This window comes from Bryocella elongata (genome assembly GCF_900108185.1).
GTDB lineage: Bacteria > Acidobacteriota > Terriglobia > Terriglobales > Acidobacteriaceae > Granulicella > Granulicella elongata.
Map to the genome: position 1 here is coordinate 415,482 of NZ_FNVA01000004.1, position 24,496 is coordinate 439,977.

Sequence of the window (24,496 nt, forward strand, 5' to 3'; positions counted from 1 at the left end):
GGAAGACGATGACGACCGAGTGTTTGCCGATCTCGAGCCTTCCTGGAATCAGCGCGATCTTCCGCGACTACGCGGAGTCGGGTGCGCTGACCGGAGCTCGCCCGACCGGAGCTGATGCAGCGACCGACGCCAGGGACATGGCGCTGCTGCGTCGCTGTTATCCCTCGGACCCGTTTTCCTACCACTGGGCGAAGGCTGCACCGGAGCTCCCGCAGGAGCATCGGGAGAAGCTTGTGGCGGAGCTGCTGCGTCAGGCCGAGGCTCATAACGCCGGCGAGTCCGCGAAGGTGGCCATCGGAAAGTTACGTGACGGCGCTGCAGCGGTTGTGACCGGCCAGCAGGTGGGACTGTTTGGAGGACCGCTACTTTCGCTGCTCAAGGCAGCGACGGCGATCCGCAAGGCCCAGGAGGCGACGCGGATCAGCGGGCGGGAGCATGTTGCCATCTTCTGGCTCGCGACCGAGGACCATGACCTCGCCGAGGTCGATATGGTCGATCTGCCGACCAAGACTGAGATTGAAGAGATCAAGCTGGGCCTGAAGGTCGAACGGCCTGTTCCGGTGGGCAACATCCGCGTGGATTCCGTGGGGCAGGACGCTCTGGACGCCGCGATCGATCACGCCAGCGAGCTGATCGCGTGGGGTCCGGTCGCAGAGTTGTTGCGCGAGTGTTACGCCGCCGAAGGCGCAACGCTGGCTTCAGCGTTTGCGCGGCTGCTGGCGAGCATCTTCGCTGAGTTTGGGCTGATCCTGATCGATGCGGCCAGCCGCGAGGTGCATGCGCTGGGAGCGTCCACGCTGCGGTCTGCTATCGAACAGGTAGACACGCTGGATGCAGCGCTGTTGCAACGGACGAAGGAGCTTGAGGGCGCGGGGTATCACGCCCAGGTGCTGGTGACGCCGGGCCATTCGCTGCTATTCCTGATCGACGAAAACGGTGCGCGCCTGCCGCTGCGCCGCGTGAAGGCCGAAGACGGGACGACGCAGTGGAAGGCTGGAATGCGCCTGTACACGACCGCGGACCTGCTGGCGATTCTGGAGGCTTCTCCTGAGCGGCTCAGCCCGAACGCCCTGCTGCGCGCGGTGATGCAGGATACGATCCTTCCGACCTCCGCCTATGTGGGCGGGCCGGCGGAGATTGCCTACTTTGCGCAGAGCGCCGTGGTCTACAAGGCGATTCTTGGCCGCGTGACTGCCGTCCTCCCGAGGCTTTCGGCGACGCTGATCTCGCCCGAGATTGGGAAGCTGCTAGATCTGCACGAGGTGAGCTTCGAGCAGGTGGTTGCGGCCAGGACGATCGACGACCTGGCGCTGCGGCTGGGTGCTCGGGCCATGCCGATCGAAGGCAAGCGGAAGATCGCGGCCGTTGGCAATGCGATGGATACCGAGCTGAACGCGCTGACCGAGTACATGACGGCGATGAGCGCGGACCTGGGGCGCACGGCGGGAATCTCCGCCAACAAGATGCGCTACCAGATGGATCGCCTGCGGCGTATGGCGGCGCGGTTCGAGCTGGAGAAGGAGACATCCCTCCGCAAGCACGCGACGGCGATGATGCTGGAGCTGTTTCCCGAGGGACATCTGCAGGAGCGGCTGCTGGGCGGGATCTGGGCGTTGTCGAAGTTTGGCGAGGCTCTGCCGGAACTCCTGGTGCAGAACGCGAGCCAGGAGTGTCCGGGGCACCGGGTGATCCGGTTCTAGCTGGCCTTATAAGAGGTCCGCGCGATTCAGACGATGGTCTTCTTCTCGAACCAGCCCTTGACCTCAGGGGTATTCAGGAACCAGAGCAGATATCCGCCAAAGACGGCCTGCACGGCGCTGAAGACGACCTTGCCTGGGATCAAAGCCCAGTAGTGAAGATTGAGCAGCAGCCCGATGATGTAGAGCGCGCTCATCACCATGATGACCCAGCGAGCCCAGTTCTCCCCCTTCGAGTAGAAGAAGATGATGACGGCCCCGATAGCCGCGCCGATCAGGGCACTGATGACGGCTATGCCTTTGGCCATCGCGAACAGGGCTCCGCCCTGGGCGACGGCAGGCATGGGCATGGCGACGGTAACGACGACGGACAGGGCAAGCAAGACCCACAGCACGATCACAGTGAGGGAAAATCCGTTGGGCTTTGGCATGGTGGCGGAAGTGTAGCGCGGCTCCCCGTATCGGAGCCAGAGGATTCTTATTCCACATCGAAAGACTGCGTACGCCACGGCGGTGGTTGCCGGGAACCAATTTTGAAATATCCGCGTATGAGAAATACGGAGGGTTGCTCAAATGCATCTCCTGTTTGCTTTTCTGCTTCTTCCTTTCGGCGCGATTCACTTTCTTCCCACGATTGTGGCGGCGCTGCGCGGCTCGCGGCATACGGTCGCGATCTTCTTCATCAACCTGTTCCTGGGCTGGACCGTCATTGGCTGGATCCTGGCGCTGATCTGGGCCTTCTCGAGCGAGACCCACTACCAGATGGCCTACGCACGCGGCGGGTATCGCCGTTGGTAAGCTCCGCTCCCCTGCTTTTTCGGCACCTCGCCTGGGCATAGAATGACCGAGGCGAGGTGTTGGAAATGGGATTGAGCGATCAGCCGTTTGAGGTGATGTGTCCGGACTGCGGAGCGATGATCAAGGTCGACCCGGTGACGCGGCAGCTGATCTCGCACACACCGGCTCCGCGCAGGAAGACCTTTGAGGACTTCGGCCAGGCGGCCAAGGCGCTGAAGGAGTCGGACGCGCGGCGGGAGTCGATCTTCGCGCAGTCGATTGAGGCGCAGAAGAACAAGGACGACCTGATGGCGAAGAAGTTCGCCGATGCGGTGAAGAAGGCGAAGGAGTCGCCGCTGAGTGGCAAACCGCTTCGGGACTTTGATCTCGAGTAGCCTCGTCCGATGCTGCGGCACGAACCGGTAGACTAAAGGTGTATGCCTCCGATTCTCAACGCCCAGGGCGTCTCTAAGCGCTTCGGCGCAGTTCCTCTCTTTCAGAACATCTCTTTTGCCGTCGAAGACGGTGACCGCATTGGGCTGATTGGCCCGAATGGTGCGGGGAAGTCCACGCTGCTGGCAGTGCTGGCGGGCGAGACCGAGCCTGATACCGGCGAGTTGTCGGTGCGGCGTCGCGCGCGCGTTGGCTATGTGCACCAGATCTCGGAGTTTCGGCCGGGCGATACCGTTCGCAGCGTGCTGGAGCGGGCGATGGATCGTGCTGGCATGGAGGCGGGGCTGCGCGAGCAGAGCCTGCGCGAGACGCTGGGGCGGGCCGGGTTCGTAGAGGACGGCGACGGCTCGCAGGTGAAGATGAGCGCCGAGGCGGCGAGCCTTTCCGGCGGCTGGAAGAAGCGGCTGGCGATCGCCGAGCAGATGGCGGTCGATCCCGACGTGCTGATGCTGGACGAGCCGACGAACCATTTGGACCTTGAAGGCATCGAGTGGCTCGAAGGGATGCTGCGCGCGGCGAAGTTCGCTTCGGTGGTGGTCACGCACGACCGTACGTTCCTGGAGAACGTGGCGACGCGGGTGGTGGAGCTGAACAAGATCTATGCCGAGGGCATGCTGGCGGCGCGGGGAAGCTACTCGAAGTTTCTTGAGGAGCGGGCGCTGTACATCGAGTCGCAGGCGAAGATGCAGGAGTCGCTACGGAACCGGGTACGGACGGAGATCGAGTGGCTGCGGCGTGGGCCGAAGGCGCGCGCGACCAAGGCGAAGGCTCGCATCGACACGGCCCACGGGATGATTTCGAAGCTGGCGGAGGTGGACGCGCGCACACGGTCGTCATCGACCAACTTCGACTTCTCGGGCACGGGGCGGCAGACGAAACGGCTGATTGAGCTGGAGGGCGTCGGTGTCACGCTCGGTGGGCGGGAGATCGTCCGCGACGTGAACGTGGCGCTGATGAACGGCGTGCGGCTGGGCCTGGTGGGACCGAACGGCAGCGGCAAGACGACGCTGCTGCGCGTGATGAAGGGCGAGCTGGTTCCGAATGCGGGCGAGGTCAAGCGGGCGTCGTCGTTGCGGATTGTGGCGTTGTCGCAGATGCGTGAGATTGACGAGACGCTGACGCTGCGGCGAGCGCTGGCGCCGGACTCCGATGGTGTGGTCTACCAGGGCCGCGTGGTGCATGTAGCGAGCTATGCGTCGCAGTTCCTCTTCACTGGGGAGCAGCTGAACCAGCCGGTAGGCAGGCTGAGCGGGGGCGAGCGAGCGCGCATTTTGATTGCGCGACTGATGCTGGAAGAGGCCGACGTGCTGATGCTCGACGAGCCTACGAACGATCTGGACATTCCGACGCTGGAGATCCTTGAGGACGCGCTGAACGAGTTCAAGGGCGCGCTGGTGCTGGTGACGCATGATCGCTACCTGCTGGACCGCGTGACAAACGTCGTGCTGGGGCTGGATGGCCTGGGCAATACCGCGGTGTTCGCGGATATCGCGCAGTGGGAAGAGTGGCGCGATGCGCAGGTTGCCGGAGCTCGGGAGCAGGGTTCAGGGTCCAGGGCTCAGGGCCCAGAGGACACCGCTAAGGCCCCCAAGCCGACGAAGAAGAAGCTCAGCTACATGGAGCAACGCGAGTTCGATGGGATTGAGGAACGCGTCGACAAGGCGGACAAGCGGATGTCCGCAGCGCATGATCGGCTGGAAGATCCGAGTGTGGTGACCGACTCCGACAAGCTGACCGCAGCGCTCGCCGAGATGGAGGCCGCACAGGCCGAGCATGATGCGGTGTATGAACGCTGGGCGGAGCTGACGGAGAAGGCTGGCTGATACGCAGCCCTCGTCCAAATCCGCTCCGCCAAATTATGCGCTGCGGTGGAAGGTTGGTAGCTTCGCCATCACGATGAGGAAGTAGGCGGCAACGAGGATGAGGCAGAGGCCGAATCCGGCGATGGCGACGGTGATCCCAAGGACTGGAATTAGCTTGCCGAGCAGCAGTGCTCCCAGGGGGATTCCTGCGCGGATGGCGAGGTTGTAGACGCTCATCACGCGCCCTCTCATGGAGTCCGCAACGATGAGTTGCACGACGGACAACAGGAGTGAGGCCGAGGCCATCACCGACATGCCGGTGAGGAAGATCAGCAGGCAGGAGAGCGGCAGCCAGTGCGACATGGCGAAGCCGGCGGTCGCGAGTCCGAGCGCGAAGAGGCATAGGACCGCCAGCCGCGCCTGACCCTTGAGCCGCTCCATGGCAGCGACGCCGAGCGCTCCGCAGATCGAACCTGCCCCCGAGAAGACAAGTAGCAGCTCGTAGGTTCCAGGGCCGCGGTGGAAGATCGTTCTTACGATGACCGGGAGAAACCCTGTGAGCGAGAAGCCGAACAGGGTGGTGCAAAAGGCGAGCACGACGAGCGGCGTCAGGCCCTCGCGGTCGCGGATGAACTTGATACCCTCCTTCATGCTTGTCATCACGGAGGTGCGTGTGGTCGGTGCGACGAACTTCACCTTGATGATGAGCAGAGAGATGATGACGGCGATGTAGGAGACGCCGTTGAGTGCGAAGCACCACGTGGCGCCGAAGGCCGTATAGGCGAGGCCGCCGAGGGTCGGGCCGATGATGCGCGCCAGGTTGAACTGGATGGAGTTCATCGAGATGGCATTGGCGAGGTCCTGCGGCTCGACGAGGGTGGGCAGTAGCGCCGAGTAGGCTGGGCCGCCGAAAGACTGCCCAACGCCTACGAAGAACGACAGCGCGAGAATCGGCCAGACGTGTCCGTGGAGGCTCTTTGTGGCGAAGAGCACGGAGAGCGTGAAGGCGCAGACCATCTGAATGTATTGCGAGGCGAGCAGCATCTTCTTGCGATCGAGGCGGTCGGCGAAGACGCCTCCGAAGAGCGAGAAGAGCATGATGGGCAGCTGGCCCAGGAAGAGGTCGAGGCCGAGGTAGAACGGATCCTTGGTGAGGTCGTAGACCAGCCAGCTCTGCGCGAACTGCTGCACAAAGGTGCCGATGGTGGATACACAGGCGCCGAGCCACATGATGCGGAAATCACGGTAGCGGAACGCTCGGAAGATACGGGTGAAGAGGGGCGTTGATTCAGCCAAGGGGGAAGTTGAGCTCCGTATAACAGTGTGACCCGGCGAGGGGCTGCAGGCCAAGTTGAAAGCTGTGGGCGGTGTGGGAGCGGGCCTATGCCAGCGAGGGAAGTTGATGGATCCTCGCGGCAGGTGTGACGTTCAAGGAGATCGATTGGTATCAGTCCTTGCGAAGGACCTCTCCGTTCTTCATCACGAAGGTTGGATGTTCGAGGACTTTGATGGATTCGAGGGGATTGCCGGGGACGGCGATGATGTCGGCGTAGTAGCCGGCCTTGAGCTGGCCAATTTCGTCAGCCCAGTCGAGGAGCTTTGCCCCGTTGATGAGGCCGGAGCGCAGGACATCGGCGGGGCTCATGCCGTTCTCGACCATCAGCTCATACTCGCGGGCCTGGGTGCCGTGTGGAAAGGGGCCAACGTCGGAGCCGACGGCGAAGGGAACGCCCGCCGCAAGCTGCTTCTTGAACTCGGCCGCATGGTAGGAGATCAACTGCTTCTCGCGGGCTTCGGCGGCAGGTGAAGCCGGGTGCTGCGCGAAGTACTCGCTGATGGCGAAGGTGGGCACGGCGAAGATCTGGCGCTCGCGCATCAGGCGCATCGTCTCGGGCGAGAGCTGGTAGGCGTGGTCGATGCTCGCGACGCCGGCCTCGGCGGCGTAGAGGTTGCCGGGTTCCCCGGTGGAGTGGACGCCGACGCGCGAGCCGGTGCGGCGAGCTTCGGTGACGGCGGCGGCGAGCTCCTGCTCGGTGTACTGGTAGGGCGAGTGGAAGACCCCGTCCTTCACGCCGTCGCGGCCGGTCTCGTAGATCTTGATGAAGTCGGCGCCACCCTTGCGCTGCTCGCGAATGACGCTGACGAGTTCGTCGCGATTATTGGCATAGTCGGCGTTGGAAAGCACGTGCTGGTCGGGGTTGTAGCCGATGGCGTCCTCATGCCCGCCGACGATGCTGATGGCGTTGCAGCTGACGAGCATGCGCGGACCAGGGATGAGGCCGTGGTTGATGGCATTGCGGACGGCGACGTCCGCGCATTTCGCGCCCTCGGTGCCCATGTCCCGCTCGGCGGTAAAGCCTGCCAGCACGTCGGCCCTGGCGGCGGAGGCGGCGAGGAGGGTGCGCTCGGGGACGGACTCCTGCACGGTCTGGAGGTCTTCGGCGCCGGGATGCAGGAAGAGGTGGGTGTGGGCGTCGATGAGCCCGGGCATCAGCGTGACATCACCCAGGTCGATGAACGCTGAGCCCTCGGGGCGAGGGAGGTGACCGCCGACCGCCTTAATCCGTTCCCCCTCAACGAGGACCTCGCCCGGCGAGAGCACTCGACCGGCCTGCACGTCGAGGATGCGGGCGGCGTGCAGGAGGGTGATCTTCGGCGCTTGCGTCACGGGAGCCGTCTGGGCGGCGAGCGGGAGCGTTGCGGCGAAGACGAGCACGAGGCTACATCGGGGCAGGATGGAGATCATGGTGAGGTGAGGATACCGCAGATCCGATTCGGAGCAGGCGATTACGCCTGGGGCCGGAGAGCGTGCCGGCTCGTGACGTGACACCAGAGAAGCCTCGGAACCATGACTCCCGCAGCGTACACGACGGCGTTGAGGAAGACAGCCGCCCCGGGCACCCACCCCTCCGGTGTGACGGAACCAGTCGCATCACCTGCCATGAGCCACACCGCGTAGAGGCCGGGCGACAGGGCCGAGCGCAGGGGCTCCAGAAAGTGGTCCGGGTTCATCAGGGCCAGATACGTGAGATTGCCGGCCGCGATGCCAACGACGCCCGCGAGGAAGAAGGTTGCGAGGTCGGCCTGGGAGAGACGGTTCTGGAAGCGAGGATTCATTGGGTCGCCCGGCGCAGAGACTCTGCTGCTTTGTGCAAAGCATAGAGCCCTGCGCCGGTGCGACCGCGCAATCTTTGGTAATCGCATCGCGATTCTTTGGCGAGTGCCTTGCGCGATGCCGCTCCGAGTGGAGGAGCTAGATTCCGGTGACGTTAAAACCGCAATCGACGTAGGTGACCTCGCCGGTGATGCCGCTGGCGAGGTCGCTGGCGAGGAAGAGGGCGGTATTGCCGATCTCCACCTGCTCGACGTTGCGGTGCAGGGGGGCGCGCTGGGTCACGGCATCCAGGATCTGGGTGAAGTCGCCGATGCCGCGGGCCGCGAGCGTCTTGATCGGTCCAGCGGAGATCGCATTGACGCGGATGTTCTTCGAGCCGAGAGAGGCGGCAAGGTAGCGGACGGTGGCTTCCAGCGCGGCTTTGGCGACGCCCATGACGTTGTAGTTGGGGAAGGTCTTGGTGCTGCCGTAGTAGGTCAGAGTGATGACAGAACCACCTTCGGTCATCAGGGGGGCAGCTGCGCGGGCGACGGCGATCAGGGAGTAGACGCTGACGTCGTGGGCAATGCGGAAGTCGTCGCGCTTGGTGAGCAGGAAGTCGTTCTTGATGGCATCGGCCGGGGCAAAAGCCACGGCGTGCACCAGGGTGTGGATCACAGGGAAGGCTGCGGCGATCTGCGCAAAGGCGGCGTCGATCTCTTCGTCACGCGAGACATCCAACTGGATGGCCTTGCCGGTGCCGGTCTGGCCCAGCGATTCGAGCAGTTCTTCCGACTCCGCGCGCAGACGCTCGCTCTGGTAGCAAAGGACGAGGGTGGAACCGGCTGCGGCTAGCTTTTCGGCGATCGCGTATGCGATGCTGCGCTTGTTGGCGACGCCGAGGATGACGGCGACCTTGCCCTTCATGTCGATCATGGTTTGCGGAGACTCCTTGTAACGTTCCGCTCAAAAGTCTATCAGTGTGCGGCGGGCGGAGACCGCAGCTTCCGCGCAGTAGTGATTTCAGGTGTGCGCCCCCGATCCGTTACCCTTATCGCTGTATGTCTGACGCTCTGCCTAGCACGATGACGGCCGCGGTGTATCGCGCGGTCGATGACGTTCGCCCTGAGACGATCGATGTCCCCTCCATTGGCCCTGGCGAGGTGCTGATGAAGATCGACACCTGTGGGATATGTGGTACCGATCTGAAGAAGATCCACACCGGCTCACACGCCGCACCGAGGATCTTCGGCCACGAGATGGCCGGGACTGTCGCTGCGATCGGCGATGGGGTGAAGGGCTTCAAAGCGGGCGACCGCGTGATGGCGTTCCACCATATTCCCTGCGGACAGTGTTTCTATTGCCGCAAGCAGACCTTCGCGCAGTGCGAGCGCTACAAGCTGGTGGGCACGACGGCAGGCCTCGGTGCGCCTTCAGGGGGCGGCTTTGCAGAGTACATCCGGGTAATGGACTGGATCGTCGGCGACGGCACGACTCCTGCGGGGTTGATCCATGTTCCGGACGATATTCCGTTCGAGCAGGCGGCGTTCATCGAGCCGGTGAACACCTGCTTCAAGGCGATTCAGTTGCTGAGCCTGGAGCCCGATGACACGGTGCTGGTGATTGGGCAGGGAAGTATCGGGATCCTGCTGGCGGCGCTGGCGCACCGTACGGGAGCAACCGTGCTGAGCAGCGATATGTATCCCGAGCGGCACGCTGTGGCGGCAAATTATGGGCTCGAGCATCCTCTGGATGCGCGTGGCGATGTGGTGGCTGCTTGCAAGGCAGCGACCGAGGGGCGCGGCGTCGACGTCGTGCTGGTCGCTGTGGGCTCGGACAAGTTAATTCAGCAGGCGATGGACGCATTGCGGCCGGGCGGTCGCGTGGTGCTCTTCGCGAGCACGCAGCATGGCGAGGCACCGTTCGATCCGGCGGCGGTTTGCATGGATGAAAAGACGCTGATGGGGTCGTACTCGGCGTCGGTGGCGATTCAGCAGGAGGGCATCGACCTCGTGTACGAGGGCTACCGCTCGGGCACGCTGGACCTGACGAAGCTGATCTCGCATCGCTTTTCGCTGGGGGAGTGCGCGGAGGCGGTCCACCTGGCTTCGAACCCGGTCGCGGATTCGTTGAAGATCGTCTTCAAATGCAGTGAGTAGAGGTCAGTGAGTAGAAAGTAGAGACGGGGAAGAGCGGGAAAGGGCCGAGTGGAGTTATAGTTCCTGTCACCCCACTCGGCCCTCCGTATTGATGTGTCCTCTCCGACTTCTGCGCACTGCCTCACGTTGTACTGTTCGGGATCAACCTCGATACGGTCAGATCGCTGGCGATCTGGGTGAAGATGCCGGCCAGGCTGGCGACGGGCTGTGCGGACGAGTAGCAGGTGCTGTTCGATCCCGACTGGTTATAGTCGGAGAAGAAGTATTGAGCCGCCGAGGCCATGTCCTGCATGGCCTGGCAAGGCGTGATTCCGGCGTAAGTCCCCGAGGTATCGGTGGAGCAGCCTGAAGACTCCGACCCGTAAGCGACCGTATAGACTCGCGTCCCTGCCGTGGTTGCTGCCTTGGCTGCGACGATGGACTGTGTGCACTCATTGACGTAGGAAGGATAGCTGCCGTTGCTGCCAGCGCTCCCCATCGTAGGGTAGCCATTCCACGATTGCGGTGCCGTGGCATCGCCGTCCGAGAGCAGGATGAGGACGTTTTGCGAACCGCTATTGGCGGCTTTCGCGGCAGTGAGGGCCGACTGTGCGGCATAGATGACGCCTGCGTAATAGGTCCCTAGCGCGCCATCGAAGTTCGGGGGCGCCATGCCGGCGCAGTTGGAGACAGCACCGGCAGCCTTTACCAGAGTGGAACTGGAGTTCAGGGTACTGGAGAGCGGAGCGGTCTTGTAGTCGCTGAGGAACGAAGTGACCTGATAGGTGCCGCTGGTGCTTCCGCTGGGGCTATAGCTGCTGGCTCCGGCAGTGGGGAAGGTGTATGAAGTGCCGTCAGGAACGCCGGTCCAGCCCATCTGATAGGGGATGGTGAAGTAGCCGAAGGACGAGTCATAGAAGGCGGTTACGGTGGATCCGGTGACGGTGCCGGACCGGTTGGTCGTGTTCTGCCATCCTCCCCAGGTGCCGTCGACCTGGAACCAGTTATTACTTCCGGTACCTCCGGCGGTGGAGAGCGTCCAGGAGCTGGGGATGGAGGTGGTGCAGCTTGTGTCTCTGGAGACGGTTCCGATGGTGACGGCGGGGAAGGTAAAGAGGGCGACGCTGTCGACGGCGTTGGTGCTGACACCGTTGGTGATGGTGCAGGTTCCGGAGTTGGCCGCGCAGGGCGTGAGGGACTTGAGGAGGACCTGGATACCGTTAAGCGCACAGGCGAGCTGTGTGGCTCCGCAGTCGGAGTCGTACGAAGCCATCGACAGCGTCTCATCGAGGATGATGGCTACGTTGTAAGGGCTGGCGGAGGCGCCGCGCATCGCGGCCGTCGAGGTCGCTGCAATGGTCATGCTGGGATAACCGAACTTCGACATGCCGGCGAAGGCCATCTGGCTGCTCATCTGCAGGCGCACCTGCACGGCGTTGGCGTTCGCGGGCGAGCTGCAGGCCATCCCCTGGGACTTCAAGGTCGTGAGGCAGAGCAGCTTGGGGTAGCCGGAGGACATGGTCGTTCCAGAGGTCATGGTCTGCGCGTTGTACTGATTGGCGACTGCGCTGTATTGGGTCGCGACGGTGCTGGCCGTCGTGTTGGGCAGCGACTGCGCTCCGGCCATGGCGGCAGCGTCGGCGGCGTTCTGGAGCTGCTCGTAGTTCAGCACCGCGTGACCCATGTCCACGGACACGGCGGCCATGCCGAGGAAGCCGACCAGCATGATTGCGGATATAGGGAGAACCTGTCCGCGGTCCTCGCGGAAGAAGGCACGAAGGCGGCGGCCGATGAGGGCTCGCAGGCCCCCGCTGCGCTGGATCGACTTCATTGCACGAGCTCCGTAGTGCTGGCAGTCAGCTGGCAGCTGGGCGCCAGATTGATTCGGAAGATAGCCAGGCTGCAAGGGTAGGTGATCGTGATCTGGGCGTTCTGGCCCTGTACGAGGTTGCCAGCCGCGCCAGTCGAGGTGCTGGAGCTGGAGCAACTCGTGCCCGAGTAAGGATTCCCGTTGAACGACCACGTGTAGCTGATGTTGCTCGATTTCAGCAGGACTGCCGATGCGGCGACGGCGGTGGACGCTGTCGAGCAGGGATCAGTGGTATTACCCCGGGCGATCGCCAGGGCGCGTCCGCCTGCGCCGACGGCGTTCGTGAGGATGAGGTAGTTATTGAACGCCAGACCGAAGCTGAGGATGCCGGTCATAATCACGAGCAGCACAGGAAATACGAGCGCGGCTTCGACCAGCGACTGGCCCTGCTCGCTCGCGCGCAGCCGGTTCAGAACTTCATTTCCACGTCGAAACCGAGGCAACTGCCCCGGACTGAGAGTTCCCGAATCCCTCATACGCACTCCTCAATGAAGCGATGGTAGGTCGCCGATCGAGGGCTCGGAATCCCACGGGTGGGTTACAGGGGTCACAGGGAATGTTGGTTACTGCTGGTTACGGACGGGTGATCCCGTGCTATTGTGCTTCGCGGCGTCTCGGCGCGGAGTCAACTGGAGCGCCCAGACACAGCATTGAAGTCAGAGGTTGCGCAGGATCCAGTCTGAGCGAGTGATTCAGGGCTCTCGGCGCAGCATCCAGGCCGCCGCGAGAAACAAACCTGCGGCAACGCCGGCCATGAGCTCAATCGCGTGACGGTAGCTAGCCTGCACCGAGGCCGGAGTGGCCCGGGTCTGATCCAGGCATTGCGAGCACCCTTGTCCGTTGGCAGCGCGCGCAGCCGATAGCAACATCAGCAACAGGACGATCCCTTCGAATGCTTTCCGGGTGGATTTGCTTCGGGTCACTGGCCAAACTCAAGCAGGAGGTAGAGGAAGATCCACAGCAGGCCCATCGAGTGCCAGTACCACACAGTGCAGTCGACGAAGACCTGGCGGGTGGCAAGCGCCCGCGACCAACGCAGTACGGCGAGCGCGGTGATCAGGGCCAGGATCCCCAGAGCCAGGTGGATCGCGTGCGTCACGGTGATCAGGTAAAAGAAGTGGCTGCTCTGCGACATCCGGTAGACGCGGGCGGTGGCCAGCTGCTTCCAGGCCATCCACTGTCCCGCGAGGAACGCAGCGCCGAGCGCCAGGGTCACGGAGAGCCAGAGGGTGGCGCGCCGCGTGGTGGGCTTGCCCAGGCCGATCCACTCTTCCATCACGTCCTGCTCACGGAACATGCCGCGCCGGGCGAGCTCTGCGGTGATCGAGCTGATGAGCAGGACCACGGTGTTGAAGGCGAGAATGCGCGGAATCGCAACGGGGATCCACTCATGGACCCATTGTCCGGTCTCGTTGAATCGTCCGCTGGCCTTGGTGACAAAGAAGACGCTGACCAGCGCAACGAAGAACATCAGGTCGCCGGCGAGGGCAAAGAACAGGCCGATCCGGGCGCGCGAAAGTCGCTCGCGAGGCCCGCGTCTGCCTTGGGGACGACGTTCCCAGTTGTCGCCGTCTCCATCTCCGTTGCCCCCGGTGCGCTTGTCCGTCGGAGGCCGACGCCCAGAGCCATTGTCGCCCTCGAAAGGAGGGCGGCTGCGGCGATCGATCTCCGGCGGTGTCAGGATCGTGGGCATTTTGTGCAGAGGCAGGGTGCCAGCGTGCCGGTGCGAGCCGGTCGGCGGCGGAATTGTCTACAGCTTACTCCGCGATATGCGGACTGTGCACCGTTGGATGCCAATCTTGTCCCGTGGTTTCGATCTCAATGGGAAATCGCAGGATCGGTTACTTGATCTCGGCATCCTCGTCCCACTGGGGATCGAAGATATCGCCGTCCGGCGAATAGACACAAGGCTCACGATAGACCTTTCGCTGGGCGTCGGGCGCCAGCGCGGGGGCCCACTCGAGCGTCGTCGCAAACCAAGGGTTCTGCTGCGCCAGCAGGGCAGGATCCCGCCGGGATCGCCATGCGCGGTAGACGCTCCAGAGAAAAGGAAGCTGTGCGAGGGCCAGCAGCAACGCCGAGGCCGTGATGTGCTGTTGTACGGCGATTGCACCCTGCAGCAGGTGTCCTGCGGAGCCGGTGGTTGGCAGCTCGGCATAATGCCGCGGCTCGCCGCGAAGGCCGAGCGTGTACATGGGCAGGAAGGTGCTGTAGGCGAAGACCAGCGTGGTCCAGAAGTGGATGCGGCCGAGGCGCTCGTCGAGCTGCTGACCGAAGAGGATCGGGGCCCAGTAATATGTCGCGCAGAACAGCCCAAAGACCCCTGACATCGCCATGATCAGGTGGAAGTGGCCGACGACAAAGAAGGTGTTGTGCAGGTACTCGTCGAGGATCGGCTGCGCGAGGATGGGCCCAGTCAGGCCTCCGGCGATAAAAAACGAGACGAATCCCAGCGCGAAGAGGAAGGCGGTGGTGCGGCGCGGACGTCCGCGCCAGACCGTGGTGATCCAGCTGAGCACCTTGGCGGAGGAGGGAATGGCGATCGCCAGCGAGGACGCACCGAAGACCGTGCCCGCGAACGGGTTGAGTCCAGCGACGAACATGTGGTGGCCCCAGACGAGGATTCCCAGAAGGCCGATGAGCAGCGTCGTCGCGATCATGATCTTCCACGCGAAGACGCGGCGGCGGGAGAAGTTGGCCAGCACCATCGAGGTAAGACCCATGCCGGGGAGAATGGCGATGTAGACCTCAGGATGGCCGAAGAACCAGAAGAGATGCAGCCAGAGGAGCGGAGAGCCCTCGGCGCGAGACAGAATGCCTCCGCCGGAAGCGACGTCAGAGACCGCGCGGACCAGCGTGCCGTTGATCAGGTCGCCTGCGGGAAGGAAGAAGCTCGTGCCCAGATGGCGGTCGCAGTTGAGCAGCAGCAGGGCAGCCAGCAGGACGCTGAACGCGAGAACCGAGAGCATCGCTGCCGTAAACCAGCTCCAGACGGTCAACGGTAGCCGGTCCCAGGTCATGCCTTCGCAGCGCAGCTTGACGATGGTGGTGAGGGTGTTGATGGCCCCCAGCGTGGAGGCCAGCGAGAACAGTACGAGGCTCCCGAGCCAGATGTCGAGACCGAGCCCTTGACCGGGGCCCGCGAGAGCAGAGGCGGAGAGTGGTGGATAGGCTGTCCAACCTGAGATTGGAGCTCCCCCCGGAACGAAGAACGCGGCCAGCAGCACCACGAGAGCTGCAGCCGTCAGGACGAGTCCCAGAAGATTGAGGCGGGGAAACGCCATGCGATCCGCGCCGATCTGCGAGGGCAGGATGATGTTGCTAAAGCCTGATTGCGGCGCGACGGTCAGCACGAAGAACAGCATCAGGGTGCCGTGCATCGTGACCAGCGCAAGGTACTCTTCCGGAAGAATCAGCCCGTGCAGCGGCAGCTTCCAGGCCGGCCAGCTCAGATGAGCGCGCATGAGCAGCGAGAGGACGGTGCCGACCAGAATGGCGGCGATGGACACGGCAAGATAGCCGAAGCCTACGGTGCGGTGCTCCGTCCAGGGGGAGAGATCGGGCAGGATGGGCCTGCGACGGTGCTTCGGTTTCGGAGGTGGGGTCGCGGGCGCGGCTGGCTTCTGAGGAGATGGTGGCTTCGACAGCGGAAGGATGGGCTGCTTCGCGACTGGGACCGATGGCTGCGAGGGGCCGGGAGGTACTGGAACCCGTGACGGGGTCAGGGCAACGGGCTCGATGGGCTTCCCGGGCTTGACGGAGGGTGATGCTGCCAATAGCCCTGGAGCTGGAGGTGTGGGAGGTTTAGGTGGCGTGGGTCTCGACGAGGCCAGCTTCGATGTGACCAGGTTCGGGGCGACAGGCCTTAGCCGCTGGGGCGTGGCCGGGGGAGCCGGCTCAGGAGCTTTGGCCACGGAACCGTTTTGCTGGGACGACGGTTTCGGGCCGGACGGAGGTACTGAAGGCGGAGAGTTTGGCTGCGGAGCCCCAGGCCTGGGGATCGCCCTCGCATCCTGCGGACGGAGCGGGCGGAGCTTCGACACGCGAGGCGGCGGAGGATCTGTCGCAGGCGTTGGCGACTCTGGGTTCGTCGGCTCGAGCTTCGGATCGTCCGCGCCGCCGTTCTTGTTGTTCGGGGGGCTCATCGCAGCCCCCCGAGGATCGCGTTTGCACGTGCGGCCTGCTCGCGCTTCACGAGCCACGTGTCGAACTGGTCTTCCGGCAGCACTCGAACCGTGGAGAGCATGCGGTAATGCCCCAGTCCGCAGACCTGTGTGCAGAGAATTGCGTAGTCACCGGGCTGGGTTGCGGTGAAGTGGATATGCGAGGTCATGCCGGGTGTCGCGTTTTGTTTCAGGCGCAGCTCCGGGATACTGAATCCGTGGATGACGTCCTGCGCGTGCAGAGTGAGGTCTACCTCGCGGCCGGCGGGCAGCACGAGCTGGCTCGAGATGAAGTCGTCTACGCCGTGTGAGTCTTTAGGATCGATCCCCAGGGGATTGCCTTCTCCGGGAGCGACGCGATCCGGGGATGTGGCGCCAAAGGTCTCGTCCTCGCCGGGATAGCGGAAGTACCAGGCGAACTGCACGCCGGTGACCTCGACTTGCATGGCTTCGGGCGCAGCGCCGGTGTACCGCTGATCGGCCCATAGCATCTGTGCGCGAACTCCAAGGCCAAAGAACAGCAGAACCAGCGCGGCCAGCGGGCCATATTCGAGCAGCAGGTTGTCGGAGTGGCGTATCTCGCGCTTCTTCCAGAGCACGCCGGCGATCAGCAGACCATGGGCGAGGAGCAGCAGGAGAAACGCGATCCAGAGATTCAGGCGCAGATGGGCATCGAGCGCGGGACCATGCTCGGCCGCGTCGGCCGGAAGAGGCCACACGCGCAACAAGCCGAGCGTGAGTGCGGAGGGCACGCGTCCATTGTAGGGGGACGCGAGGTGGCTACGGTGCGGTCTTCGCCTTCTCCTCGATCACTATGTCGAGGAAGAGTTGATGCACCCTCAGGTCCTGCGTGAGCTCAGGATGAAACGTTGCTGCGAGGATGCGGCCCTGGCGGACGAGCACGGGGTCGCCGGCGCGGGAGGCGAGGGTCTCGACGTTGGGGCCGATCTCGGCGATGCGCGGGGCGCGAATGAAGACCATCTCCAGCGGCCCGCCGGGGAGGGTGGTGTCGCTGTTGAGGATCATGGAGTCGTTCTGGCGGCCGTAGAAGTTGCGCTCGACGGTGGCGTCGAGCACGCCGAAGCTGGCCTGCGCGGGGTTGCGAACCTCTCTTGCGATGAGGATGCAGCCGGCGCAGGTGCCGAAGACAGGCTTGTTTCGGACGAACGTGTCCAGTACGTCGTAGAAGCCGACGCGCTCCAGGTTCTTGAGAAAGGTCGAAGATTCGCCGCCGGGAATGACGAGGCCGTCGAGGCCTTCGATGTCTTCAGGCTTGCGGACGAGGCGGGTGCGGGCTCCCAGCTCAGAGAGTCTTCTGGCGTGAACCTCGAACGCGCCCTGCAGAGCGAGAACACCGATGTTTGGGGTGGTTTCCATCAGACTCAGTGTATCCGGTGAAGGATCGTCTAGCTTTGCGTTTGGCCGAGTGTCGCCGCAGACAGCTGCGCCCGTAGGCGTGCGTTCTGCTGCTCGAGCTCGCGGAGCCGGTCGCCCACGCTGCTCTCAAGAATTTCGTCGGAGGTCCAGCGAGGGGTAATGCCCTGGGGACAGTTCCAGTCGAAGGCTTCGACGTGCAGTGTGATGACGCGCTCGGGGCGACCGCTGGCGCCGAGAGGCAGAGCCTGCCGCAGGTCTTCGGAGGCCTCACTCCAGGGCGTTACCTCTGCATGGGCGAGGAGCTTGAGCCTGGTGCGATGCGGATAATCCATCAGGAAGAGCGCGACGCGATCGTCGCTGGCGAGGTTGCCGGTGGAGATGTACTGGCGATTGCCGGAGACATCGGCGAAGGCCAGGGTGTGCTCGTCGACGACATGGAGGAAGCCTGCCGGGCCGCCGCGATGCTGGATGTAGGGCCAGCCATCTTCGTTCACGGTGGCCATGTAGAAGCTGTCGCGCTGGGCGATGAAGGCGGCTTCGTCCTCGGTGAGGGCCTCGACTTCGTCGGGCGAGAAGCGCAGGCGGTTCGCGGCATTGCTGCCCATCTTCTGCTGAATCTCCAGAACCGAAGGTGTGTATGTGAGCTTGGCAAAGCGGCCTGTCATCGGGAACCCTCCATGGGCCACCGTTATGGACGCCGACCGGACGAGGTTTGATGCAGATCTTCCTACGGACCTGGCAACGAAGCAGTGGTTGAAATCCCAACGGATCTCATACACTGGGTCGCACGCGAGACATATGAACGAAGTGGCCGCCTCCCTGGAGCCGGCAGACTCCTTCGGTAAAGCTGAGGTTCGACTGACCTATGAGCGTGAAGATTGTCGTTGGTACGGTACTGGTGCTGTGTGACCTCAGCACGAGCACATCCTCGGCGCAGACAGCTGCCTCCGGGATGCTGATCGGTGACGCGCAATCTCAGCCGGAGAGCATGACGGTCGCGCCGGATGGAACTCTGATCGTCGGCAGCGCCAGCTCGCCGTTCGTCTATCGCTTGAGGCCCGGAGCCACCGTGGCTGAGAAGTTTATCGACGTGAGCTCTGAGCCTGCGGGGACGTTCTTCTTCGGGATGCTGGCGGACGCGAAGTCCTCCACGTTGTGGGCGTGCCAGCTGACGCCCGTTGCCGGCTCGACTCCGGCGAAACGGCACACGGCGCTGCGGAGCTTCGATCTCGCCACCGGAGTACCGAAGTGGCGCTGGGATCTTCCAGGCGATACCACCACCTGCAACGACTTCTCGATCGGTCCGGACAAGGCGCTGTATGTGACGGATACAGCCAACTCGAAGATCTATCGCCTCGCTAGCGGAGCGCCGACTCCGGAGCTGTATCTCGAGAACCGCGTGCTAATGGGTGTGGATGGAATCACGTTTCTCGACGGTGTGATGTATGTGAACAACGTCTTCTTCAACAAGCTGTACCGGATTCCTGTCGATGCTGCGGGAAAGCCCGGCGTTCCGGTCGACATCTGGATGGACGCGCCTGTGCGTGGGCCGGACGGCATGCGAGCAGCAAATGGGAAGCTCTACGTCGCGGAGAATGCAGGCGGTAAGATCTCTGCGTTGACGATCGATGGCGACCGGGCGCATGTGACGGTGATCCGCGAAGGACTCAAGACTCCCACGGGCGTTGAGCCATTCGGTGGGACGCTGTGGTTCACCGAGCGAGGCATGGGCAAGGTGTACGCCGTGCCCATGCCGAAGTGAAGCTGAGGCAGCGAACGGATCCCTTCGCTGCGGATGACGCGGATGAAATGTTTCAAAGCATCGTTTCCGGCCGGCTCGATCGCAACAAAGGATGGAGCAGCATGGAGATAGGCATCAGCGCCGGATGAATTCCCGACCATATTTCCACCGTTTGGATCGCGAGCCTATCGAAAGGCACTTTGACTTCTGGGCAGCCAGTTCGTAGAGTGAATCCTTCTCGCCATCGCAAGTCAATCCACCTCAACGAGATATATCAGGGGGTTAGACCATGATCCAAGTGAAGTTGCCGGCTATCTGTATTCGGCCGGTTAAGACTGTTGCAGGGACCAAACGCTCCCTGTATCTCCTTTTGGCGCTCTTCTTGACTGCGCTCATCACCAGCTCCCCGATCTACGGACAGGCATCGGGAAGTTTCTCGGGCAATGTGCTCGATAAGTCCGGATCCAGCGTTACCGGGGCTGACGTCACAGTCGTTTCGCAGGCTACGGGGCTTACTCGCGCGACCAAGACGGACAGTGCAGGGCACTATCTGATTCCGCTGCTGCCCGCAGCGACGTATGTCGTCCGCGTGGACGCGCCGGGGTTTCGAAGCGCTGCCTCGAAGGACCTGGTGCTCCAGGTACAGGAAGCGCGCGAGCTGGACTTTTCGCTGGTGCCGGCAACCGTTGACACCACGGTACTCGTGACCGGGGACGCGGTCGCGGTGGAGACCGGGACCTCTTCTCTGGGGCAGGTCGTCACCGCGCAGCAGGTATCGCAGCTGCCTTTGAATGGGCGCAATTTCGTTCAACTGGCGACGCTCACCGCAGGTGCGACGGCGGAGACAAACCCGAACAGCTTCTTCACCTCCGGTGCGGACAGCGAAGTGGCAGCGCGCGGTTCCTTCTCGCTGTCGGTGGGAGGTTCACGTCCCAACAGCACGGACTGGCTGCTGGACGGCGTTGATAACAACGAGTTGACCGGAGGAGGCATTGGCATCTTCTCCTCGATCGACGACATCCAGGAGTTCAAGGTTCTGACGTACACCTACTCGGCGGAGTACGGTACACGAGCGGGTCCGACGGTGCTGGTCACCACGAAGTCAGGTTCCAATGATTTTCACGGCTCGCTGTTCGAGTTTGTCCGCAATACCAAGCTCGATGCCCGGAACTACTTCTCTCAAACGCCCACGAAGTTCAACCTGAACCAGTTCGGCGGCGCCATCGGCGGCCCCATCGTGAAGGACAAGACCTTCTTTTTCGTCGATGCCGAACAGAAATATCAGCGTCAGGGCCAGACCTTTACCGGCCTTGTTCCTTCTCTAGCCATGCGCTCCGGCGACTTCACGAACGATCCATTCGGGTCGCCGCTTGCCTCTGGTCGAGCCATCATTAATCCCAACACGGGTACAGCGTTCCAATGTAATACCTCTGGGGCGCCACTCCCAGCAGGTCCTGGTGGGGTTCAGGGCGTTGGGGTACCTTGCGACAAGATTCCGACGAATCTGTTCAACAGTATTGGGCAGGCGATGATCAACCTGTATCCAGCGCCGAATGCCAACAACCCCGCTGGAGACTATAACTTCGTCAACTCGCCCGTGCGCAGCCTGAACGAAACCAAGTTCGACGCACGCGTGGATCAGACGTTCTCCAGCAAAGACAATGCCTTCGCCCGCTTCAGCTACGATCAGGCGACTTCGTATGTCCCCGGCGGCGGTGGGATCGGATCGCTTGCCGAAGCTGGTGCGTTCGGCAGCAACCAGCGGATCGCGAACCACGCACGGAACATCGCTCTCAGCGAAACCCACGTGTTTTCGCCGAAGTTTATCAACCAGGCCAGCTTTGGCTACAACCGGATCTTCGACTACATCCTGTCGCAAGGCACGGGAACTTGCGCCTCGGCTAAGCTGGGCATTCCCGGCGCCAACCTTGGGTGCGGCGGCGGGACAGGGACCACCTGCGCTGCCGGCGCCTATAGCTGTGGATTGGTCTCGACAGACTTCGAGAACGGCGGGTATTGGGCTCTCGGCGATCGCGGTTACTCGCCGTTCCAGGGCGGCACGGATATCTACTCCTTCAAGGACGTGCTCGATCTCATCCTGCGCAAGCATGAGTTGAGAATGGGCCTCGATCTCCGAGCCAACCAGATGAATGTGGGTTCGGAAGCTTTCGCGGATGGTTTCTGGCTTGAGGGACTCTTCGGAAACGCTACTGCGGGCACCGGCGCATGTAATGCTCCGAATGCCTCTAAGACTTGCGTGGCTGCGGGCAATGTTGAGGCCGACTTCCTGCTCGGCCTTACGAGCGGCGGCGCCATTCACGACCAGACGTACCAGGGGGCTGTCACGGGACGCCGCTGGAAGATCTGGCGTCCCTTCATCTCGGATGATTGGAGAGTCTCTCCCTCGCTCACGCTGAACGTAAGCCTCGCCTATGACATGACGACTCCGATCACAGAGGCGCACGGCAAAATGGCGGACTACATCCCGTCGTCTTCCGGCGGTTCACTGCTGATTGCCAATCAAAATGGCGTCGGCGCGTCGGCAGGGATCAACATGGACTGGACGGCGCTCGAACCTCGCGTCGGAGCAGCCTGGAAGGTCTTTGGCAGCGACAAGACGGTACTTCGCGGCGGTTATGCGCTCTATCACGACTCCGCTTGGAGTCAGGGAGCACAAGGCCTTTGGCAGAACCCACCTTTCCTGGGCGAATCTGACAACTTCAGCGCTCCCACTCTCTCTGACGGTTTTGCGCTGCTTCCTACACCCTCCACCCTTGCGAACTACCAGGGCGCGTTTACCTATGAGCCCACAAACCTCAAGTTAGGCCGCGTCCAACAGTACAGCGTCGATGTCGAGCGTCAGTTGTTCGGCAGCCTGGTCCTGACGGGAGGCTACGCGGGTACCCACGGTACCCACATCCTGATGCTGGGGAATGACATCAACACGGGCGGCCCTTCTGGTTGCGCTTTGTCTACCTCAAACCACATAGGCTGTGTCGGTTCTTCCCCGTACACGCCCAACTACGGGACCGGCAGCACGATCCTGGAGGCCGGCGATCTCGGTACGACCAGCTATAACTCGCTGCAGATCAAGGCGGAGACCAAGACCCCGAAACATGGTCTTTATGCCCTGGTCGCTTATACCTACTCGAGGACCTATGACAACGGTCTGAGCGACGGCCTCGGTTCCGAGCTCAGTGCCCCCTACTTTCCGCTTCCGAACTGGCAGAGCCTGGACCGTTCGCTGTCGCAGATCAATCTCAATAACAGCTTTGTCGCCAGTGTCATCTACGACCTTCCCTTCGGCCGTGGAAGGCAGTTCGGCTCCAATTGGAGCGGGGCCACCAATAGTCTTGTGGGCGGCTGGCAGGTGACGCTGATCGAAAGAGGTTCCTCGGGATTCCCGGTTCCTCTGATCGACAGCAACAATCAATCCGGCGTTTCCTTCAATACCGGCGGTAACAGCTACAACTGGAACCGTCCGGACCAGGTCGCCGGCTGCAACGTGTACGCCGCAAACCACGGCGCCCACCAGTGGCTCAACCCAGCCTGCTTTGAGGCTCCCGCCGAGGGTCAGCTCGGGAACGCTGCGCGCGTTCCGGTTGTCGGTCCGGACTTCTGGAACTCCGACTTCTCGCTGATCAAGCAGTTCACTCTTCCGAAGGACGTCGGCCTGAACTTCCGCGCAGAGTTCTTCAACCTCTTCAATCATCCGCAGTATGGTATGCCGGTCAACGACATTAACGCCGGTGCAGGTGTCGCGGCTAGCAGCACAACGTCAGACGCGGCTATACCTGCTAACTCTCCCTTCGGCGCTGTGAACTCCACGGTGAACAATCCTCGCCTGGTGCAGCTTGCACTCAAACTAACGTTCTAAGAAGTCAGTCCATCGAACTGCAATGAGTTACGACTCGCCCCGTCTTCCGGACGGGGCGAGTCGTTTTGCGGATGGAAAAAGGCCCTGACGCGGAGCATCAGGGCCTTCTTGTTGCGGGATGTTGTCGAGCGAGTTACCAGCCGCGGTCCTGCATGCGTTCCTTCGCTTCGATGGCTGCTGCGGCGAGGCCCTTCATGCTGCCGAGAACCTGCTCGCTGGCTTCGACGAGGATCTTGGCATCGCTGAAGTGTGTGGCCGCGAGGACGATGGCCTTGGCGCGGGAGACCGCTTCCGCGTGCTCGTCGGGTTCGCTGGGGGTGCCGACTTCGTCCGACTTACAGAGGCCGATCTCGGCGTCTTCCCTGGTCCAGAGCGACACGTTGAGCGGCGTTGCGCCATCCTTCATGAAGATGCCGGAGCCGACGAAGACGGTCTCGGCGCCGAGCTGCATCATGAGGGCGGCGTCAGCCGGGGTGGCGATGCCACCGGCGGAGAAGTTGGGCACGGGGAGCTTGCCGGTCTTGGCGACCATGCGGATGAGCTCGTAGGGTGCGCCGTGGAGCTTGGCGGCGTTGTAGAGCTCCTGATCGGAGAGGACGGTGAGGCCCTTGATCTCGCGGGTGATGGTGCGCATGTGGGTGACGGCGTGGACGACGTCGCCCGTGCCCGGCTCACCCTTGGTGCGGATCATGGCCGCGCCTTCAGCGATGCGGCGGAGGGCTTCGCCGAGGTTCTTGGCGCCGCAGACGAAGGGCGTGGTGAACGCGTGCTTGTCGATGTGAAACTGCTCATCGGCCGGGGTCAGGACCTCGGACTCGTCGATAAAATCCACGCCGAGCTGCTGAAGGACCTGCGCTTCGGCAAAGTGGCCGATGCGGGCCTTGGCCATGACGGGGATGTTCACCGTGGCCATGATCTGCTTGATGAGCTTGGGGTTGGCCATGCGGGCCACGCCGCCTTCGGCGCGGATCATGGCGGGAACGCGCTCGAGCGCCATCACAGAGACAGCTCCGGCCTCTTCGGCGATCTTGGCCTGCTCCACGTTCATGACGTCCATGATGACGCCGCCCTTGAGCATCTCGGCCAGGCCGGTCTTGAGCCGCAGGCTGGAACCTGTTCCATCACCATTGCTGTTGGGATTCATGGGTACTCCTTCCGGCACACGCACAAGGGGTGCCACGCGGGTCTGCGTTTAGTTCCCAGTTTATCAGCTTGTTTCACCGCAGTTTGGGCCCCGGAGAATATACCGCTCAGCTAGCTGGACGGAACGCGCAAGCGTTTTCGTCGCGCGGAAGGAACTCTTTGAAGAACTTCGCGCGGCGGATTTGATCCTCTCCATCTCGTAGCGTTCCTTTTCGAGTCATCAACGGGTTACGACTGTGTATGGTTCGCGGTTACGGTTGTGGGTTGCACAAAGGTTGAGGCTAGGGAACAATTCGATCACCCGCTATGCGCTTCCTTCGCCGTCAAAGACTCCTAGGTCCCGCGGTTCTCGCCGCGATGTCGG

General features: G+C 62.7%; 20 protein-coding genes. 7 read left to right on the top strand and 13 right to left on the bottom strand.

Features of this window, described 5'->3' with window-relative positions:
* Positions 1–8: 8 nt before the first annotated feature.
* Complete coding sequence (bshC, locus tag C4S68_RS13665) at positions 9–1,700, top strand: bacillithiol biosynthesis cysteine-adding enzyme BshC (protein WP_103933629.1); 1,692 nt, start codon at positions 9–11, stop codon at positions 1,698–1,700.
* 26 nt (positions 1,701–1,726) lie between these two features.
* On the opposite strand, the gene C4S68_RS13670 is transcribed toward bshC, so the two are convergent.
* Complete coding sequence (locus tag C4S68_RS13670) at positions 1,727–2,128, bottom strand: hypothetical protein (RefSeq protein WP_103933630.1); 402 nt, start codon at positions 2,126–2,128, stop codon at positions 1,727–1,729.
* 142 nt (positions 2,129–2,270) lie between these two features.
* Here C4S68_RS13670 and C4S68_RS13675 point away from each other — a divergent pair, with 142 nt between their 5' ends.
* The 3 genes from C4S68_RS13675 to C4S68_RS13685 all read left to right on the top strand — a co-directional run bounded on the left by C4S68_RS13675 (position 2,271) and on the right by C4S68_RS13685 (position 4,750).
* On the top strand, positions 2,271–2,495 hold the full coding sequence (locus C4S68_RS13675; RefSeq protein ID WP_103933631.1) for a superinfection immunity protein: 225 nt from the start codon (positions 2,271–2,273) through the stop codon (positions 2,493–2,495).
* Positions 2,496–2,560: 65 nt separating this feature from the next.
* Complete coding sequence (locus C4S68_RS13680) at positions 2,561–2,869, top strand: hypothetical protein (RefSeq protein ID WP_103933632.1); 309 nt, start codon at positions 2,561–2,563, stop codon at positions 2,867–2,869.
* A gap of 42 nt (positions 2,870–2,911) precedes the next feature.
* Positions 2,912–4,750: an ABC-F family ATP-binding cassette domain-containing protein gene (locus tag C4S68_RS13685; RefSeq protein WP_103933633.1), complete on the top strand. Its 1,839-nt coding sequence runs from the start codon at positions 2,912–2,914 to the stop codon at positions 4,748–4,750.
* Positions 4,751–4,783: 33 nt separating this feature from the next.
* Here C4S68_RS13685 and C4S68_RS13690 read toward each other — a convergent pair whose 3' ends face one another.
* The 4 genes from C4S68_RS13690 to C4S68_RS13705 all read right to left on the bottom strand — a co-directional run bounded on the left by C4S68_RS13690 (position 4,784) and on the right by C4S68_RS13705 (position 8,759).
* Positions 4,784–6,025 (bottom strand): MFS transporter, encoded by a 1,242-nt coding sequence (locus tag C4S68_RS13690; RefSeq protein WP_235011591.1) that lies wholly within the window; start codon positions 6,023–6,025, stop codon positions 4,784–4,786.
* Positions 6,026–6,176: 151 nt separating this feature from the next.
* On the bottom strand, positions 6,177–7,475 hold the full coding sequence (locus tag C4S68_RS13695; RefSeq protein WP_103933634.1) for a metal-dependent hydrolase family protein: 1,299 nt from the start codon (positions 7,473–7,475) through the stop codon (positions 6,177–6,179).
* Positions 7,476–7,516: 41 nt separating this feature from the next.
* On the bottom strand, positions 7,517–7,846 hold the full coding sequence (locus C4S68_RS13700) for a hypothetical protein (protein WP_103933635.1): 330 nt from the start codon (positions 7,844–7,846) through the stop codon (positions 7,517–7,519).
* 136 nt (positions 7,847–7,982) lie between these two features.
* On the bottom strand, positions 7,983–8,759 hold the full coding sequence (locus C4S68_RS13705; protein ID WP_103933636.1) for an enoyl-ACP reductase FabI: 777 nt from the start codon (positions 8,757–8,759) through the stop codon (positions 7,983–7,985).
* Between the two features lie 125 nt (positions 8,760–8,884).
* On the opposite strand from C4S68_RS13705, the gene C4S68_RS13710 reads away from it, so the two are divergent.
* Positions 8,885–9,982: an alcohol dehydrogenase catalytic domain-containing protein gene (locus C4S68_RS13710; RefSeq protein WP_103933637.1), complete on the top strand. Its 1,098-nt coding sequence runs from the start codon at positions 8,885–8,887 to the stop codon at positions 9,980–9,982.
* Positions 9,983–10,103: 121 nt separating this feature from the next.
* On the opposite strand, the gene C4S68_RS13715 is transcribed toward C4S68_RS13710, so the two are convergent.
* From C4S68_RS13715 to C4S68_RS13750, 7 genes are all read right to left on the bottom strand, one after another.
* Complete coding sequence (locus C4S68_RS13715; protein WP_103933638.1) at positions 10,104–11,792, bottom strand: pilus assembly protein TadG-related protein; 1,689 nt, start codon at positions 11,790–11,792, stop codon at positions 10,104–10,106.
* Complete coding sequence (locus C4S68_RS13720) at positions 11,789–12,307, bottom strand: TadE/TadG family type IV pilus assembly protein (protein ID WP_103933639.1); 519 nt, start codon at positions 12,305–12,307, stop codon at positions 11,789–11,791. Before C4S68_RS13720 ends, C4S68_RS13715 begins: the two co-directional genes overlap by 4 nt.
* Positions 12,308–12,750: 443 nt before the next feature.
* Positions 12,751–13,524 carry a cytochrome c oxidase subunit 3 gene (locus tag C4S68_RS13730; RefSeq protein WP_103933640.1) on the bottom strand — a complete coding sequence of 258 codons (774 nt, stop codon included), beginning with the start codon at positions 13,522–13,524 and terminating at the stop codon, positions 12,751–12,753.
* A gap of 148 nt (positions 13,525–13,672) precedes the next feature.
* On the bottom strand, positions 13,673–15,607 hold the full coding sequence (locus C4S68_RS13735) for a cytochrome c oxidase subunit I (RefSeq protein ID WP_235011592.1): 1,935 nt from the start codon (positions 15,605–15,607) through the stop codon (positions 13,673–13,675).
* Positions 15,608–15,972: 365 nt separating this feature from the next.
* Positions 15,973–16,746: a cupredoxin domain-containing protein gene (locus C4S68_RS13740; protein ID WP_235011593.1), complete on the bottom strand. Its 774-nt coding sequence runs from the start codon at positions 16,744–16,746 to the stop codon at positions 15,973–15,975.
* Positions 16,747–16,774: 28 nt separating this feature from the next.
* Complete coding sequence (gene pdxT, locus C4S68_RS13745; protein ID WP_103933642.1) at positions 16,775–17,371, bottom strand: pyridoxal 5'-phosphate synthase glutaminase subunit PdxT; 597 nt, start codon at positions 17,369–17,371, stop codon at positions 16,775–16,777.
* Positions 17,372–17,400: 29 nt separating this feature from the next.
* Entirely contained in the window at positions 17,401–18,036 is a 636-nt protein-coding gene (locus C4S68_RS13750; protein WP_103933643.1) for a pyridoxamine 5'-phosphate oxidase family protein, read from the bottom strand.
* A 200-nt stretch (positions 18,037–18,236) separates the two neighbouring features.
* On the opposite strand from C4S68_RS13750, the gene C4S68_RS13755 reads away from it, so the two are divergent.
* Both C4S68_RS13755 and C4S68_RS13760 read left to right on the top strand, forming a co-directional pair.
* Positions 18,237–19,133, top strand: a complete 897-nt coding sequence (locus C4S68_RS13755) for an SMP-30/gluconolactonase/LRE family protein (protein ID WP_103933644.1) — start codon at positions 18,237–18,239, stop codon at positions 19,131–19,133.
* A 349-nt stretch (positions 19,134–19,482) separates the two neighbouring features.
* Positions 19,483–22,989, top strand: a complete 3,507-nt coding sequence (locus tag C4S68_RS13760) for a TonB-dependent receptor (protein ID WP_160115149.1) — start codon at positions 19,483–19,485, stop codon at positions 22,987–22,989.
* A gap of 133 nt (positions 22,990–23,122) precedes the next feature.
* Here the strand turns inward: C4S68_RS13760 and pdxS are convergent, their stop codons facing one another.
* Entirely contained in the window at positions 23,123–24,133 is a 1,011-nt protein-coding gene (gene pdxS, locus C4S68_RS13765; protein WP_103933646.1) for a pyridoxal 5'-phosphate synthase lyase subunit PdxS, read from the bottom strand.
* Positions 24,134–24,496: the final 363 nt, after the last annotated feature.

Excerpts from the sequence above, each read along its gene's own strand:
- bshC (WP_103933629.1), top strand. The coding sequence starts at position 9 with ATGACGACCGAGTGTTTGCCGATCTCGAGCCTTCCTGGAATCAGCGCG.
- C4S68_RS13670 (WP_103933630.1), bottom strand. The coding sequence starts at position 2,128 with ATGCCAAAGCCCAACGGATTTTCCCTCACTGTGATCGTGCTGTGGGTC.
- C4S68_RS13675 (WP_103933631.1), top strand. The coding sequence starts at position 2,271 with ATGCATCTCCTGTTTGCTTTTCTGCTTCTTCCTTTCGGCGCGATTCAC.
- C4S68_RS13680 (WP_103933632.1), top strand. The coding sequence starts at position 2,561 with ATGGGATTGAGCGATCAGCCGTTTGAGGTGATGTGTCCGGACTGCGGA.
- C4S68_RS13685 (WP_103933633.1), top strand. The coding sequence starts at position 2,912 with ATGCCTCCGATTCTCAACGCCCAGGGCGTCTCTAAGCGCTTCGGCGCA.
- C4S68_RS13695 (WP_103933634.1), bottom strand. The coding sequence starts at position 7,475 with ATGATCTCCATCCTGCCCCGATGTAGCCTCGTGCTCGTCTTCGCCGCA.
- C4S68_RS13700 (WP_103933635.1), bottom strand. The coding sequence starts at position 7,846 with ATGAATCCTCGCTTCCAGAACCGTCTCTCCCAGGCCGACCTCGCAACC.
- C4S68_RS13705 (WP_103933636.1), bottom strand. The coding sequence starts at position 8,759 with ATGATCGACATGAAGGGCAAGGTCGCCGTCATCCTCGGCGTCGCCAAC.
- C4S68_RS13710 (WP_103933637.1), top strand. The coding sequence starts at position 8,885 with ATGTCTGACGCTCTGCCTAGCACGATGACGGCCGCGGTGTATCGCGCG.
- C4S68_RS13715 (WP_103933638.1), bottom strand. The coding sequence starts at position 11,792 with ATGAAGTCGATCCAGCGCAGCGGGGGCCTGCGAGCCCTCATCGGCCGC.
- C4S68_RS13720 (WP_103933639.1), bottom strand. The coding sequence starts at position 12,307 with ATGAGGGATTCGGGAACTCTCAGTCCGGGGCAGTTGCCTCGGTTTCGA.
- C4S68_RS13730 (WP_103933640.1), bottom strand. The coding sequence starts at position 13,524 with ATGCCCACGATCCTGACACCGCCGGAGATCGATCGCCGCAGCCGCCCT.
- pdxT (WP_103933642.1), bottom strand. The coding sequence starts at position 17,371 with ATGGAAACCACCCCAAACATCGGTGTTCTCGCTCTGCAGGGCGCGTTC.
- C4S68_RS13750 (WP_103933643.1), bottom strand. The coding sequence starts at position 18,036 with ATGACAGGCCGCTTTGCCAAGCTCACATACACACCTTCGGTTCTGGAG.
- C4S68_RS13755 (WP_103933644.1), top strand. The coding sequence starts at position 18,237 with ATGAGCGTGAAGATTGTCGTTGGTACGGTACTGGTGCTGTGTGACCTC.
- pdxS (WP_103933646.1), bottom strand. The coding sequence starts at position 24,133 with ATGAATCCCAACAGCAATGGTGATGGAACAGGTTCCAGCCTGCGGCTC.